A 15,432-nucleotide genomic window follows, 5' to 3' on the forward strand; every position below is an offset into this window, starting at 1 on the left:
ATGCTCCCGGTAATAATGGTGGACGGCTTAATGTAAATCTGGCCCGCCTCGTACAAAACAGGATCCAGTGTTTCTCCTACCAGTAAAATAATGGCCAATACAGCCAACAGAACAAGGCTAATCCACGTCAACCATTGTACCTCAACTTTGGTTTTGTGGGTCAAAACGTCCTTATCCAGATAATTGTGAAGTATCCTGAACACTACCCTTCCTAATGAAAAAAACACGATAAGTATGACCAAAAGACCTATTAAGTCAACCATGTTGAATTCAATGCCTGCTATCGTGAAAAGGATGTTGTCTAAAAACTCACTAAAACTCATTTTTTTCTTTTCAGTATTATTTTTTTTATCTGATGATCTAAGAACAGAAGGAAACAAGGGCAGAAAGAGAATTGCCCCCCCCTTCAATCTCATTCAATCTGACTCAATCTCCTTCAATCTTTATCCCCTTCCCCCACTACAACCTTTACGAAATCAGGGAAGCGTCCTGTTTTTTGTGCAGCTCGGCATAATACCCGCCAAGCTCCAGCAAATCGGCATGTTTTCCTTCTTCCACGATCTCTCCGTCATCCAGGACAATGATCTTATCAAATTCCAGCTGGGAATAAATGCGGTGCGTAATGATAATGGCTGTTTTATCAGCAAGTGCCCCGGAAAAATATCCAAGAATCTGCTTTTCCGTATCTGTATCCACGGCCGAAAGGCAATCGTCAAGGATCAAAACATCCGGCCGTTTGATCAGGGCCCGGGCTATGGAAACCCGCTGTTTCTGTCCGCCGGAAAGGGTTACCCCTCTTTCTCCGACCATCGTATCAAAACCCTGGGGCAGGTCTTTTATATCGTTATAAATGGCTGCATGTTTTGCAAAGGTTTCAACTTCCTCCCGGGTAAATTCATCTTTACCGAATCCGATATTATTGGCGATGGTATCCGAGAAAAGGAAGACATCCTGAGGTACATAACCCAACTTTTGCCGTAAATTATCGAGGTCCATCTCCCGGATATCGGTTCCGTCGATGGTGATCTTTCCCTCCGTAACGTCATACAAACGAAGCATCAAATCACCGATAGAGGTTTTACCTGACCCGGTGCGACCGATGATGGCCATTTTCTCTCCGGGTTTAAGTTCAAAACTCACCTTTTTTAAAGCCTTAATACCCGTATCCGGGTAAGTGAAGGCCACCTTTTCAAACTTGATATGTCCCTTTATATCCACAGGATTATTTACCGGGGAAAGAATTTCCGGTTGAACCTGCAAAAACTCATTGATTCTCTTTTGTGAGGCCGCCGCCTGCTGGTACAGGGAGGCAATCCAGCCAATAGCCGTCACCGGCCAGGTAAGCATATTGACATAAATGACAAACTCAGCAATATTCCCTGCGGTTACCGTTCCTTTAGCCACCTGCAATCCTCCTATATAAACCGTAATTACGGTGCTTATTCCAATCAAAAGCGCCATAAGCGGATGAAAAAATGCTTCCACTTTTGCCAATTCAAGTGATTTTGCTTTGAAGGTTTCGCTTTGCCCTGCGAAAAAATTGCCTGTAGCTTTTTCCTGTACGTAAGACTTTACCACCCTAATGCCGGAATACACTTCCTGTGCCGTGCTGTTCAAACTGGCAATTTGCTGCTGGATGCTTTCACTTTTTTTATTGATGATGCTACTTATATAATAAATCGAAAAGGATAATATCGGGAGTGGCGCCAGGCTATACAAAGTCAGCTCCACATTCACCTTGAGCATGGAATAAATGACCAGTATAAAAAGGGAAACAAGATTGATGCCATACAAAATAGCAGGCCCCACGTACATCCTGACTTTCGACACGTCTTCAGAAATACGGGACATCAGGTCACCGGTATTGTTCCTTTTATAAAAAGCCGTGGTCAATTTTTCATAATGAGCGAAAATCTCCTTTCTCATATCGTATTCCACAAGCCGGGACATCACGATGATGGTCTGGCGCATGAAATACATGAATACCCCCATCAACAATGCAAGACCGAGTACCACTCCTCCGAAATACAATAATTTCTTTCCTATTTCACCGTACAAAGCCTGTTTTTCGGGACCATCCACCATTTTATTATAAGCTCCAAGGTTCTCTATCACAAGATCCAGAGCATCACGAATGATCTGCGGCTGTAAAGAGCGGAAATAATTGGAAGCAAACACAAAAAGAATCCCCAACAGCAGGTGTCTCCTGTATTTATAAAAGAATTTATTTAAGTAGGAAAGGTGGTTCATGCTGGTTACTGGTTGCTCGTTTGCTGGTTACTGGTTGCTGGTTTGCTTGCTGGCAGGCCATTTTAAGCGTTGACAGCATACGGAATGTCTGAAACCCAATTCACGGGCAGACAAAACCTTAACAGTTTTTTAATCTTTTTGTTCGCCCTAAAGATTGCGTTAATCTGAAGGACTTCAAAAGACTCCTGCAAAGATTAAAAAATCTTTTCAGAATGGCGAAATTCAATTTGGTTATCTAAAAAAGCCCCTTTTGATGATCAAAATTAGAATGTTTTAACAAAATAACCCGATATTTACCTTGAAGGAAACATTGATTCCTTCCATCATTGAAACCTAACGAATTATGAGCCAGATTACTACTTTAGATGAATTCATCATCCACCGACAAAAAGATTTTCCATTTGCTTCCGGGGAACTTACCGGATTATTGAGAGATATTGGGGTAGCCGCTAAAATAGTCAACCGCGAAGTCAACCGGGCGGGATTGGTCAATATCCTGGGGGTCGCCAATCACCAAAATACCTCAGGGGATACCGTCCAAAAACTGGATATGTATGCCAATGAAAAACTCATCGACTGTCTCAAAAACAGCGGGGAATGCTGTGGCATTGCCTCTGAAGAAAACGAAACTTTTATCCCCCTGCCTTCCGTTGACGGCAAGAATTCCAAGTATGTGGTTGTTTTTGACCCGCTCGACGGTTCCACCAATATTGATGTGAATGTTTCAGTGGGTACCATTTTTGGAATCTACCGACGATTAAGCGACCCGGCAAATGAATGTATTGAAGCTGATTTTTTGCAAAAGGGAACTGAACTGGTGGCGGCAGGTTATGTGCTTTACGGCACTTCCACTATGCTCGTCTATACCACCGGCCGGGGAGTAAACTGCTTTACCCTGGATCCTTCCATCGGTGAATTTTGCCTTTCTCACAAGGACATTAAAATTCCGGCTAACGGGAAACATTATTCCGTGAATCAGGGATATTACCTTAAATTCGATGTCGAAATGAGGCGTTATATCGACCATTGTTCAGATATGGGACTTGGCTTGAGGTATATAGGATCCATGGTAGCTGACATACACCGAATTTTGTTCCAGGGTGGAATATTCCTTTATCCCAATACCCGCGCCAATCCTTTAGGAAAACTAAGAATATTATATGAATGCAACCCCCTGGCTTTTGTCGTAGAACAAGCCGGAGGAAAAGCCATTACCACCCAACTTGAAAGGGTTTTGGAAGTGGAACTTCAGGAACTTCATCAAAAGGCTACCATCGCCGTTGGCTCCCCTGACATGGTGGATGAGATGAAATCTTTTGTTCGGAAATATAGTGCCCAGTGACTAGGTAGATGAGAGAATGCGTGGATATTACGATATTACGATACCATGATTTTATGATGCTATAATACTTTAGATGCAACGATACAAAGGTTTGCCAATTAACTGTACCAAGGAGTCTCTAATTTTTGATAATCAATAACTTCTAAAAATCCCAAATCATGCGAATCCTTCAATCCTCAAAATCCTGATCCTGACAAGGGAGTGAAAGAGAAATTATTATTTTTAAATAAAAAATAAAAGCAATGCGTAAAATTTCGTTTTTATCCAGCATGGTAATTCTGCTGCTGTTTTCTTGTAAGAATCAGCCGGTTGACAATAGTGGCTCAACAGGACATGATGCCACAGAGGCTGAAAGTCAACACCTGCACTGGAGCTACCAGGGAGAAACAGGTCCGGAACACTGGATGGAGATCGAAAAGGAATCGGACTGTGGTGGACAGCATCAATCTCCGATCAATATTATTGAGGTGGATGCCAGTGCGGTTTCCGGGGAAGAGCTTCTCCTTGAGTTCAGCTATGCAGACAGCACCAGAATCCATGACGTGACCAACAACGGGCACTCTATCCAATACAATTTTGAACTGGGCGATTCTATACGGTTTAAAGGAAAAAAGTACGCCCTTAAACAGATTCATTTCCATGAACCTTCCGAACATTTGATCAATGGTATCCGCTTCCCTATTGAAATGCACATGGTTCATGCCGGAGAAGATGGCGAATTGACGGTTTTGGGAATCATGGGAACAGAAGGGAAAAACAGCGCACCTTTTCAATTTTTGGAAAAATTCCTGCCTGTAGAAAAAGAAGAAAGCAAAATCGTCGATGAAGCGTTCAACCTGAATTTAAACCTGCCGGCCAACCACAAGGATTATTTTCATTACAGCGGCTCACTCACTACACCTCCTTGTTCAGAAAACGTCAACTGGATTGTCTTTAAAGAACCTATTACCTTATCCCTGGAACAAGTGAAGGTGTTACGCTCACTCATGCCCGTGAATAATTACCGGAACGAGCAACCTTTGAATGACCGGGTGGTATTGAGGAGTTTTTGATGGTTTGATTTTGCGAAAAATTTGAAACAGGTTACATTCAACTCTTTCAGAGTTGGTTTTTGTCCCTTTTTGGGCAGTATTTCATACTGCGTTATTGATATTTATCCCCATTCGGGGATAAATTTAATCTTCTTTTTAAAAATTAACTCTATTCTTAATCCATTTCCCGAAGGGAATTAAACAAAAACAATCTCAACTCTACCTGGCGTCGCCGGAAGACAGGTCTGAAGGAGTTGAATATATTGCAGATAAATATTGTTAATATATTTTCATCATCCATTTGAATTAAAAAATTCGGGATGAACTCATGTTTATCAGTGTTCAATGATCTGGCTCTTTAATCTTTTCTCCTTCATTCCAATACAAACCACTTGATCCCGCCCACGATACCGGAATAGATCACCGCAGCCATAATGGGGGCCAACACGGAAACCGCCAGGAAGGAATAATACCACTTGGGCACATTGGATTTTTCGATCCACTCCACAACCAGTGAGGTGAGCAGGATGAGCAGGCAAATGCCGCCCCAGACAAGGCTCAGCATAGTGGCCAGATATTCATCCCAAAGCCATATCAGGAAATAAATGATGATCTGAATGAGCAGTAATTCTACAGGTCTTATTCTTCGCATATCAGGTTACTGGTTCCTCTGGCGCCGGGTTAAAACGAGTAACCGGCACCGGCAGTCAGTTAATAATCCTCAAGGATTTTTTTTGCTTTACGGTTAATGTTTTCCTGTACGCCTGTATCTCCAAAATAATCATCCCCTTCAATCTGGGTAGGAGCATCTCGGTACAGATCGCGTTCCCAGTTGGGATTGTTGTATTCGCCAATGGCATTACTATGCAGGATGATAAAATCTTCCGCAGCAAGAGAAGGGTTGTAAAACAGGAAATGGACATTTCGCTGCCCCGTTTTGGGAAACTCGTAGTAAGACCAAATTTCATAGGGAGGGGCAGACTGTTCCGTTTCTTCCCGCACAATGTCGTTAGGTTGTCCGTATTTGAGATAGGTATATCCCCTGTCGGTTTCAAAACCGAAACGAAACCCTGATCGGAAAGTTTTATCGACCGCAGCAGCGACTTTGATGTAGTCTCCGTAAGCTAATTTTGGATTGATCGGGTTTTTCTTGGCCCAGAAACTAAAAAGATACATACGCTGAGCCTGCTGATTTTTATCTCTTAACATCAGGTTGACCACTTCCACGTCATTATCAGGCAAAATAGGAGTCATCGCCAACAGACTGTATCTCAATTGCTCATCGGTCAGTTCGGAAACAAACTCATCTTCGAGGTTGATATTTTCCAGAGAAATATCCTGTGCATCCAAAAACGGGTTGCTGCGTTGAAAAGGGAGGGAACGTTGGCTCAGCAATCCTTTATCACGATCGCGAACTTCCACCCTGAGCATATAATTTCCCGACCGCAATTTGGAGATATCCATTTGCATGAGCAATGGAATGATGTCTTCCGGGTGTTTTCGCTTATTGACCAAAATTTCGGTTTTTTCTTTTCCATCCTCCATCCTGCTGACGGTACAGCTGAGGATAAAATCTTCCCCGATCACTTTATCCGAATGATAAATTTCATTGTAAAACCAAAGCGTACCGGACTGTCTGGTATAAAAATTACCCGGGAGAGATTCCATAAAAAATCCGTTTTTGACAAAAGGATTAGAAGCATCTTCACTTTTTTCTACGGAGGCCAACAGTTGAATGTCCGATTGTTTGAGTTCATCCTCCGGGAAGTCCAGGGTAACCTTGCTGTTGTATTTTTTGATATTCTTTGCATCATTCAGATCCGTCATCAGGATTTCAAGGTCGTAGGTTCCATCGGGTAACGCATATCGCTGAATCCCTGAGAAATTGATTCTTTTCACCTCTGCCGGACTATTGAGGATAAATTTATCGTAATGGGCAATGGTCTCTCCTTGTTTAAACATCACCAGCACATCCAGTGAGGCCTGTTGCAGGGAATCGTCGATCACCTGATATTTCAATGACCCTCCGGTGATAAAAAAATAAACTTCAACATAGGAGGACTGACCCGGACTCTTAAACCCGGCATAACTCAGGCTGGCCTCCATGGCCTTCATGGTTAAAGCATTAAAAAAAAGTACTGTAAAAAAAAGAATTCTGATATTCATCTTGACGAAAATTAAGGTTAATGTCGCGGTTTTCTTTCACCGGAACGGAATGCTTAATGATGACACGACACTAGAATTTATAAAGCTACGCAAGAATTACAATAATAGCAAGCTATTCATCCCGTTTCCGGAGTTCAAATTATTGTAAAAGTCAGGTTTTAGACGAAAAGAAAAGCAGTTCTTTCCAGGAAGATTGTTGCCCCGGAAAGGAAACAAAAGAGGCATTATTCCACGAATTTAAGCCCGGATAAAAGTGATCTCGCAAAAGCGATCATTCATCTTCCTTCAAGGCCACCTTACTCAGGTTGAACTGGAAAACAGAATTTCTTATTTTTGTGGTAAGTACGAGTGTGGAATCACTCAGAGATTTGATTTCATAATCGACATCAATTCTTCCTTCCCGTTGTTCAATCTTTCCTTCCACAACGTTAAAATTGACGCTTTCCGGACTTCCGGTGACATTGGTTCTTAAGGATCCATCCTGGGAAAAATCAAAAAACAAGCCCGTGAGTAATTCGGTCGGCTTTCCGTTATTAGTTGCCGTTTCCAGCTCCCATCTTCCATAAATTGCATCATAATTTTCTTTGGGTTCTGACACACAAGCCGATTGGTAAAGGACCAAAAGCAATACCAGGCTCCTGAAAAGAAGTTTCTTCATGCTTTGTATTTTTTGTAAAAGTAATTAAATTTTCATTTTTTGATCTTCAGACTATTACTTTTGCTTGAGAAAAAGAAGGATTTTAATGAAATATACAAAAAACAATCTTAAAAAGCTCGAAACCCTTTTCGGTGAACTGGATTATACCATCCGTTATGAAAAGGGAAATTTCCAGTCGGGCTACTGTATTGTGGAGGATCGCAACATGGCAGTGGTGAACAAATTCTTTGATACGGAAGGACGAATGAATGTGCTTTTTGAAATTCTTTCAAATATCGAAGTCCATGAAGAGAAGTTGACAGAAGCTTCCGCTAAAGTGTTAAAAGATATCAGTAAACTCGCTGCTAAAAACGAGGATGAGGCAAACGAGACCGAAACAAACGAGACCGAAACAAACGAGGATGAAAATTAAAGTTACTTTTTTAGGAACGGGCACCTCTGTGGGGACACCGATGATCGGATGTAACTGTGAGGTATGCACTTCCTCCGACCCACGTGATTTCCGACTGCGTAATTCGGCACTTGTCAATATTGACGGCAAGAACATCCTCATTGATTGCGGGCCAGACTTCAGGCAACAGATGCTGAGGGAAAAGGTTACTTCCCTGGACGCCATCCTCATCACCCACCTCCACAACGATCACACCATCGGATTGGATGATATCCGGCCATTTAACTTTATGAGCCGCCAGGACATGCCCGTTTATACAGACGAGTTTACAGCAAATAATTTGATTTTACGCTTCGAATACGTCTTTGGCCCCAGCCCCTACCCCGGTGCCCCAAGTGCCAATCTTATCCTCATTGATAAGGATACGCCCTTCGAAGCTGCGGGAATTCCGATCATTCCTCTGGAAGTGATTCACGGCAAATTGCCCGTTCTTGGATTTCGCTTTGGAAATTTCGCCTACGTTACGGATGCAAAAACCATTGCCGAAGAGGAAATGAAAAAGCTGGAAGGAGTGGGGTATCTTGCATTAAACGCTTTGCAACAAACCCAGCACCACGCCCATCTGACCCTGGAGGAAGCGCTGGAGGTAATTGCGAAAATAAAGCCCCGAAAAGCTTATATCACCCACATCAGCCATAGAATGGGCAAACAATCAGCAGTAGAGCCGACCCTTCCGGAAGGAGTGTACTTTGCTTATGACGGGCTGCAGGTAGAGTGTGGGTAGAAAGAATGTAGTTGACCGGCTTTAAATTGACATTTTGAAAATTTAATCGCTGAAAATAAAAGCAGATGCAGCGCACCATAACTTTTGTTGTCCTGAAAAAATTATATATCCAGGGGCAGAGCACCGCAACCTAAATGCTCCAAAAACCACCTGAATATTTTAAATTGTTTCATTCCCGGTTAATCACTTCTCCTTCACCAACAGCCAAACGGTCCCTCCTAAGTTTTCCACTCCGCCGTTCGCATTAATATCAAAACGGATATCCTCAAAATACAACCGTACCACAAGTTCTTCATTTTCCAGATCCAGCCTGATCTCTTCCGCCTCCTTATATGGATCCAGAGGTCGGTTTTTTGCCAGGTTTTTAGCAAAACCTTCCAGGTCAACCGCTATTGATTTCCCGTTTTGATTCACAGAGAAACCTTCTTTCTTTTTAAATAACAGGCTGGGTTCATCATTTTCGTCACTACTTTCCACAGAAAAGTACTGTTTCCTCATCAGGTTGTATCCTTCAATATCAAATACCTGTAAGTAATTCCCGTAATAAGAGAACCGCTCCAGAGAGTCTTCTGCCGTGGGTTCCATGTTCCATTGGTAACGATAGGTCATACCAAGTTCACTCATCACACCTGCACCCAGCCGCTCCCGGGAATAAGCATTATTGTCTGCCGAATCCTTACGCAGGGTTTTCAGATCAAAAGAAAGATAAGGCTGTAGCCGATCCATATCTTCCCGGTCGTCCAAAAAATCCAAAAAGGAAGACAATTCTTTTTCCATTTCAAGGGTGGGTCTTTGCGTCCCCAGGGTTATCTTTCCATTTTGTAATAATCCATATTTTTCCAACACAAGTTCCATACGATTCAACTGACTGATTCGTGCCACGGGAAAAGCCGTAAAAACAGCAAGCATGGTTAGCAAAAACAAGGAAACAGGGATCACGCGGATATCGTCTTTTTTGCTCAGCAGGAAATAGGCGATAATACCAGTCAGCCAAATGGCCAACAGCAACACGAAGTAGCGCTCTTCAGTTATGCCATATTGTTGTAATCGCTTAAAAATAGCGACATACAACAAAACCGTCAAAGGGATGAGCGCAAAATAAAACCACCGGTTGAAAACGCCGATCCATTTGTCTTCAGGGTTATGCCGCAGGGGATAGATGAGTAAAAAAGAAAAAATTCCGGCTATGGAAAAGCACAATACGAGGATGGCCACCCAGCCTACCGGCCATTCGGCCAGGATGAATATCTTGGCCATATAAGCATATAAAATGACCAGGTAAATAAAAACCAGCGGCAGTAAAACATATTGAGTAAATATTTTCAAGCCTTTGGGATAACTTTCTTCCTTACTCAAAGCTTCGTAATCTTTCGGCACGCCCGAAAGAAAAAATATCGTATTAAACATCCCCGCAATAAAGAAAAACAATCTCAGGTAAGTTTCCTCACTGATATCTGCATTAAATAACTGATCCACCGCGAGGATAGCAATGGAAAGCCCTCCGAAAAGTACGCTTGAATAAATGAACGCAATCAATATCTGTAAAAAAAGCTGTTTATTGTAAGCCCAGAATCCTTCGCGTCGACCGCCCAGCCAGGGCGCAAAAGCAACCATCAAATGAGTGGCCAGAAACAGCAAAAGAAAAACCACCGGGTACTTATATCCCTCCAAGTGATCAAACCGAAAATAAAAAACAGCCACCAGCGCCAGCGCCAGCAGTTTAAGACCCCACAAGACGGCCCCAGGAAGACCTTTGGCTTCAGCAAAAGTTTTAACGGCGATTAGCGCCGGTAGTGCGATAAGGCAGGCCAGCATTCCGCGGATCATATCCTCCTGCACATCCATGCCATCCACATCGATGGTAATAATGACTAACGCCGTTCCTAAAGCAGCAACCAGTATGGATAAAGGAAACCGCAAAAAAGTTTTTGAAAACCGGTCAATTATGGTATTGACGGAAGCAATTTTGAAAGCCATGTGTCATTGTTTTCAGAGGAAAACCATGGGCGACCTGAACCGATTAGTCATTATTTTTTCACCAATACGATCTTTGTCAAAAATCGCCATTCCTCATCATGATTTTAATAATCTTAAAGATAATATAAAGTATAATGAGGTAGGGCCACCTGGAGCGCTTTTTTTCTTCCCTTTCCATGACTTCATAGACTTCTTCCTTTTTGGCATTCAGGATTATCCGGTGGGCATTCAATTTTGAGCTTATCCCCTCGTCTCTGGTAAAAATGGAGGATGCATGATCTACCACCGCTAAAGACAGCTTAAAATCATGCCCGACGATAATCTCCGCCAGTTGAGTCATCAAACGAATAATCTCGTCCCGCTCTTTTGAAAGAGAATCGGGAAGAGCATTCATCCAATTAATGTCGTAGTATTTGCGAAGAAAAAAAGTACCTCGGAGTTCTTTGGCTTCCCTGCCATTTTTATCCATGGTAATGGCCGAATTGAAGTCTTTCAGCCTTTCGATCATGGCTTCCAGATTTTGACGGGTAGGTTCCTGCGTTTCGTTTAAATTTGTTTTCATTTGTCCTTATTTAGTAAAATAATGGCCAAATTATAAAAATCCCCAAAAACTCCAAAGCAAACACTGCCAAGAGTCAAAAAAAGCAGCCCCAGGACATTAACCCCAAGTTTAATTTCGGTGCTTCACACGAGCTCTTTATGATGCTGGATCGCCGTCGCCAGCCAAAGCAGTTCAGCGGCAAAAGCAGGAGCCGATTTTTCAAAATGCTCATCCACCACCTCACCATTATCATCAAAAACACGACCTACATTGCTCACCATCAGCTTTTTGGGCATAGCGTAACCTCCGAGGGCAAGAATGAGTTTTTGGAGATCATGAGAAGCATTTACGCCCCCCAGTCTGCCGTCAGATACCGTTACTACCCCTATTGGTTTTCTTTCAAACTCCTTCCGAAAATAATCGATCGTATTTTTGAAAGCACCGGCATAACTGCCGTTGTATTCAGGGGAAATAAAAACAATGGCATCGGCCCGGTCGAGTGCCTCTCCGAATTCATCCAACCCCGCAGGCGGATTGTCCAGACGACCGCGTCTTTCCTCCATAACGGGGAAGTCGTAAGTTGCCACATCCAACAGGTTGACTTCCTGCACCTCCGGATGTTCTTTGAACAATTTTTCAAGGTAGGCTCCTACCTTGGGCGTCTTCCTTCCCAAACGTTTGGTGCCCGATACAATAGTAATTTTCAACATCAGTTTTTTTATTTTTTTGCTACAAACCTGATCACATCGGAAATACCCTGATGATAAAGGCCTTCTTCGACATGGAGGGTGGCATTTTCTAAAGAAAGTACTTCCAGTCTTTCAAAATCCATGCGCAACATTACTTCATCAAACAGCAGGCTTTCATGCTGAGGACCTCCTGTATTATTTTTCAATTGCTGCTTATTATAGCCTTCCAGCACCAATAGTCCGCCCTGTTTCAGCATGTCCGCCAACCGGGGGTGCAATGCCGACCGAACAGGCGGAGGGAAATGAGCATAGATGAGTACGATGGCGTCAAAGGTCCGGTCCGTAGAAAAAGATTCAGCATCCACCACTTCGTAATGAATAACCACCCCTTGTTTTTGGGCCAGCGCCAAGGCCTTTTTTTGTCCTGATTCGCTGTAATCAAACGCGTAAACTTCCCACCCCAACCGGGCAGCGTAAACAGCATTGCGACCTTCTCCCTCTCCGGGAAACAGTATTGTTCCGGGTGAACGACCGTCTATCCAGTTTTTAAAAAACATATTGGGCTCCACACCGTAGGCATATTCCTCCGCTGCATACCTTTCATTCCAGAATGTTTTCACTTTTTATTTTTTTTATTGCTTTTGTGAATAACAACATTTATCGGTAACATGTTTTTGAAATACAAACTTTCCATTTTGTCGCACTATTTTTTTGATATTTGAGGCAAATATTTACTTTTGTGTAGGACATCCTATTTTTTAACCAAAATGCAATAAAAAGTGGAGTACGAGAGTAATCAAAAGAAGTTTGAGAGTGTATTTTCCAACAAAGTGCGCGCCGGTAAGAGAAGAACCTATTTTTTTGACGTTCGCCGCACAAAAGGAGATGACTTTTATGTCACTTTAACGGAAAGTACCCGAAAGTTTGAGGATGGAGGTTATGAACGGCACAAAATCTTCCTCTACAAGGAAGATTTTAATCGTTTCCTCGAGTCTCTTCAGGAAACCATCGACTATGTCAAAAATGAGTTGATGCCGGATTACGATTACGATGAATTTACTCGCCGTCAGTTGGAATATGAGGAAAACCGTCTTTTAGAGGATGGTGAACATGATGCTCCAGCCAAGGATGCTCTAGCAAAAGATTCCTCAGAAAAAACGGAACCTGGATCAGAAGATGACATGAGTTGGTAGAAGTTGACTTCAGCGATGATCAATAATAAGGAACTCAACGTTCCATGAAAATACAGAGCGAAGTCCGGAAATATCCGGGTTTCGCTTTTTTATTCCCCTAACATTCAAAAAAATAAAGCTATGCGCACCTTTAAGGAAGCCATCATCAGAGAAACACAAAGACGAATCATTGGAGAAAGTATTCCCCGGATCAAACGTTGCCTGTCAGAACTCAATGAACAGGAAATTTGGTACAAACCCAACGAAAACAGCAACAGTGTGGGCAACCTGATCCTCCACCTCTGCGGTAATGTTACCCAATGGATCGGCAGCGGCCTCGGCAAACGGCCAGACCACAGGAGGCGGGATGGAGAATTTGAAGAAAAAGGAACTCTGCCTACCGCCATGCTGATCACCAAACTGGATCAACTCGTCTTACTGATAAACGACGTACTGAAAGATGTTTCAGAAGAAGACTTGTTGCGTTTACACCATGTACAGGTTTACCAGGAAACCGGATTGAGCATCCTCATTCACGTGATCGAACATTTTTCTTACCATACCGGGCAGATCACCTATTTTACCAAATGGAAAAAAGACATGGACATGGGGTATTACCCGGAAGATCTGGGATGAAGATTGGAATAGACCATAAATCTAAATAGCGGTCGATTTGTTATAGATAAGAACTTCCTAACCGAACACCTGATGACATGCACGAAGAACACATTCACAAAATAGCGATTCTTAAGGTCAATGGATTCTCTTCTGTTGAAAAAGAAGACCTGGTCGCCATAGAGGAACCCATGGAAATAAGGCTCATCCACGGTCCTCTTGAGCACAGGCAACGTAAAAGCCTTTCTGTAACCATGCGTACGCCGGGAAACGATTTTGAACTGGCTACGGGTTTCCTGTTCACCGAAGGCATTATCCGGCACCAAAGTGACCTGCTAAAGATAGAGCATTGCCCTAATAGTGAAGATGAAACCTCCGGGAATGTGGTCCGATTGAGCCTGCACCCCGAGCTGCCTCTCGACATCGATAAGTTCAGCCGGAATTTTTATACCAACTCCGCTTGCGGACTTTGCGGAAAGACGAGTATTGAAGCGGTCTTAAATGCCGGCACCCCGGTCTTTAAAAAAAGTATATTCAGGATAACGCCCGAATTGGTTTACTCCCTCACTCAAAAATCCAGGGCACAACAATTGACCTTTGATCATACGGGCGGACTGCATGCCGCAGCGCTTTTTAACAAAACAGGGAAATTACTCCTCATTCGCGAAGATATCGGCCGACACAATGCGGTGGATAAAGTCATCGGGGCTGCCCTTTTAAACGGTCTTGAGTTTCCGCTTACCGATCACATTTTACTCCTTAGCGGAAGAGCCGGTTTTGAACTCATTCAAAAAGCCACTATAGCCGGAATCCCTATTGTGGCAGCCGTTGGTGCGCCGTCAAGCCTGGCCATCAGCCTCGCCGAAGAATCTGAAATGACCCTGATAGGTTTTCTCCGAAACGAGCGGTTTAATATCTATTCCGGAGCCGGGCGCCTGGAGAAATTTTCATAATCCTCCGACATCATTTCGTATTGAATCCACCAGGCATCGTTCTCCCTGAATTCCAATGTCTTTTGCATCCCCAACTTTTGCAATACACGGTGTGAGGCAAGATTTTCTTTCATGGCCCTTCCCACCACTTTAAGAAGTTGATAGTCTTCATAACCAACCTTCAACGCCGCTTTTGCGGCTTCTGTGGCATACCCTTTGTTCCAGTATTTTTTGAAAAACCGAAACCCGAGGTCAGTTTCCTCTTTTTCCGGGGAATATTTCAGCCCACAAAATCCCAAATAAGACCCGTCGTCCTTGCGATAAACAGACCAGCGGCCATATCCCCATTTTTCGTAATGATCGTATTGTTCAATAAAATTTCGGGCCTCGGTTATGTCTCTGAAAGCCTGATCTCCGGTATATTTTATCACCTCGGGGTCTTCATTTAACCCATAAAAACCTTCTGCATCGGAAAGGGAAAATTTTCGCAATTCGAGCCTGTTGGTGGTGGCGATTATAGTCATTTGTGTTGTTTTTAATGAAAATAAACTACAATTTAGGAAAAAAGGTTGCGGTGCGCTGCACCTTGGCTGATTGGGGGATTTTTTTCAACAAAGGTTTCGGTGCGATGCACCTGTTCATCTGGAAAAAATGCAACTATGCAATAAAAGCCTCCGTGGCCGCATCTGCAAAGTTTTTTGATCAATAGGCTAAATATAATTCTTTCAGAGAAATTCCTATTTTCACTGGTGCAGCGCACCGAAACATGGTTTTTATCGAAAAAATGCAAATCAGCAATAAAAGCCTCCGTGACCGCATTCGCAAAGTTTTTTGATCAATAGGCTAAATATAATTCTTTCAGAGAAATTCCTATTTTCACTGGT

At 43.0% G+C, this 15,432-nt stretch carries 15 protein-coding genes and 1 pseudogene; 7 read left to right on the plus strand and 9 right to left on the minus strand.

Annotated features, from left to right (window positions below; all coding sequences use genetic code 11):
- Positions 1 to 468 precede the first annotated feature (468 nt).
- Entirely contained in the window at positions 469 to 2,250 is a 1,782-nt protein-coding gene (locus tag H6571_22905) for an ABC transporter ATP-binding protein (GenBank protein ID MCB9326596.1), read from the minus strand.
- Positions 2,251 to 2,593: 343 nt separating this feature from the next.
- On the opposite strand from H6571_22905, the gene fbp reads away from it, so the two are divergent.
- A complete protein-coding gene (fbp, locus tag H6571_22910; GenBank protein MCB9326597.1) occupies positions 2,594 to 3,592 on the plus strand; it encodes a class 1 fructose-bisphosphatase in 999 nt (332 codons plus the stop codon).
- A 242-nt stretch (positions 3,593 to 3,834) separates the two neighbouring features.
- A complete protein-coding gene (locus tag H6571_22915) occupies positions 3,835 to 4,644 on the plus strand; it encodes a carbonic anhydrase family protein (GenBank protein MCB9326598.1) in 810 nt (269 codons plus the stop codon).
- Between the two features lie 352 nt (positions 4,645 to 4,996).
- Here the strand turns inward: H6571_22915 and H6571_22920 are convergent, their stop codons facing one another.
- The 3 genes from H6571_22920 to H6571_22930 form a co-directional block, all read right to left on the minus strand.
- Positions 4,997 to 5,275, minus strand: a complete 279-nt coding sequence (locus H6571_22920; protein ID MCB9326599.1) for a hypothetical protein — start codon at positions 5,273 to 5,275, stop codon at positions 4,997 to 4,999.
- A 59-nt stretch (positions 5,276 to 5,334) separates the two neighbouring features.
- Positions 5,335 to 6,789, minus strand: coding sequence for a GWxTD domain-containing protein (locus H6571_22925; GenBank protein ID MCB9326600.1), 1,455 nt, complete (start codon positions 6,787 to 6,789; stop codon positions 5,335 to 5,337).
- Between the two features lie 271 nt (positions 6,790 to 7,060).
- The gene (locus tag H6571_22930; GenBank protein ID MCB9326601.1) at positions 7,061 to 7,447 is read right to left on the minus strand and encodes a hypothetical protein; all 387 of its coding nucleotides are present in this window, start codon (positions 7,445 to 7,447) and stop codon (positions 7,061 to 7,063) included.
- An 85-nt stretch (positions 7,448 to 7,532) separates the two neighbouring features.
- On the opposite strand from H6571_22930, the gene H6571_22935 reads away from it, so the two are divergent.
- Both H6571_22935 and H6571_22940 read left to right on the plus strand, forming a co-directional pair.
- The gene (locus tag H6571_22935) at positions 7,533 to 7,859 is read left to right on the plus strand and encodes a hypothetical protein (protein MCB9326602.1); all 327 of its coding nucleotides are present in this window, start codon (positions 7,533 to 7,535) and stop codon (positions 7,857 to 7,859) included.
- Positions 7,855 to 8,622, plus strand: a complete 768-nt coding sequence (locus tag H6571_22940) for an MBL fold metallo-hydrolase (protein ID MCB9326603.1) — start codon at positions 7,855 to 7,857, stop codon at positions 8,620 to 8,622. Before H6571_22935 ends, H6571_22940 begins: the two co-directional genes overlap by 5 nt.
- A gap of 183 nt (positions 8,623 to 8,805) precedes the next feature.
- Here the strand turns inward: H6571_22940 and H6571_22945 are convergent, their stop codons facing one another.
- The 4 genes from H6571_22945 to H6571_22960 all read right to left on the minus strand — a co-directional run bounded on the left by H6571_22945 (position 8,806) and on the right by H6571_22960 (position 12,386).
- Positions 8,806 to 10,599, minus strand: a complete 1,794-nt coding sequence (locus H6571_22945) for a DUF4153 domain-containing protein (GenBank protein ID MCB9326604.1) — start codon at positions 10,597 to 10,599, stop codon at positions 8,806 to 8,808.
- 76 nt (positions 10,600 to 10,675) lie between these two features.
- On the minus strand, positions 10,676 to 11,161 hold the full coding sequence (locus H6571_22950) for a hypothetical protein (protein ID MCB9326605.1): 486 nt from the start codon (positions 11,159 to 11,161) through the stop codon (positions 10,676 to 10,678).
- A 122-nt stretch (positions 11,162 to 11,283) separates the two neighbouring features.
- Positions 11,284 to 11,850: an NAD(P)H-dependent oxidoreductase gene (locus H6571_22955; GenBank protein ID MCB9326606.1), complete on the minus strand. Its 567-nt coding sequence runs from the start codon at positions 11,848 to 11,850 to the stop codon at positions 11,284 to 11,286.
- 8 nt (positions 11,851 to 11,858) lie between these two features.
- On the minus strand, positions 11,859 to 12,386 hold the full coding sequence (locus H6571_22960) for a class I SAM-dependent methyltransferase (GenBank protein ID MCB9326607.1): 528 nt from the start codon (positions 12,384 to 12,386) through the stop codon (positions 11,859 to 11,861).
- 222 nt (positions 12,387 to 12,608) lie between these two features.
- On the opposite strand from H6571_22960, the gene H6571_22965 reads away from it, so the two are divergent.
- The 3 genes from H6571_22965 to fdhD all read left to right on the plus strand — a co-directional run bounded on the left by H6571_22965 (position 12,609) and on the right by fdhD (position 14,569).
- Positions 12,609 to 13,022 (plus strand): DUF3276 family protein, encoded by a 414-nt coding sequence (locus tag H6571_22965; GenBank protein ID MCB9326608.1) that lies wholly within the window; start codon positions 12,609 to 12,611, stop codon positions 13,020 to 13,022.
- Positions 13,023 to 13,142: 120 nt separating this feature from the next.
- Complete coding sequence (locus H6571_22970) at positions 13,143 to 13,637, plus strand: DUF1572 family protein (protein MCB9326609.1); 495 nt, start codon at positions 13,143 to 13,145, stop codon at positions 13,635 to 13,637.
- Positions 13,638 to 13,714: 77 nt separating this feature from the next.
- Complete coding sequence (gene fdhD / locus H6571_22975; protein MCB9326610.1) at positions 13,715 to 14,569, plus strand: formate dehydrogenase accessory sulfurtransferase FdhD; 855 nt, start codon at positions 13,715 to 13,717, stop codon at positions 14,567 to 14,569.
- Here the strand turns inward: fdhD and H6571_22980 are convergent.
- Positions 14,564 to 15,072: pseudogene (locus H6571_22980) on the minus strand (GNAT family N-acetyltransferase). The gene fdhD and the pseudogene H6571_22980 sit on opposite strands and share 6 nt — an antisense overlap.
- Positions 15,073 to 15,432: the final 360 nt, after the last annotated feature.

The sequence above is a fragment of the Lewinellaceae bacterium genome (genome assembly GCA_020636105.1).
In the GTDB taxonomy this organism is placed as follows: Bacteria; Bacteroidota; Bacteroidia; order Chitinophagales; family Saprospiraceae; genus BCD1.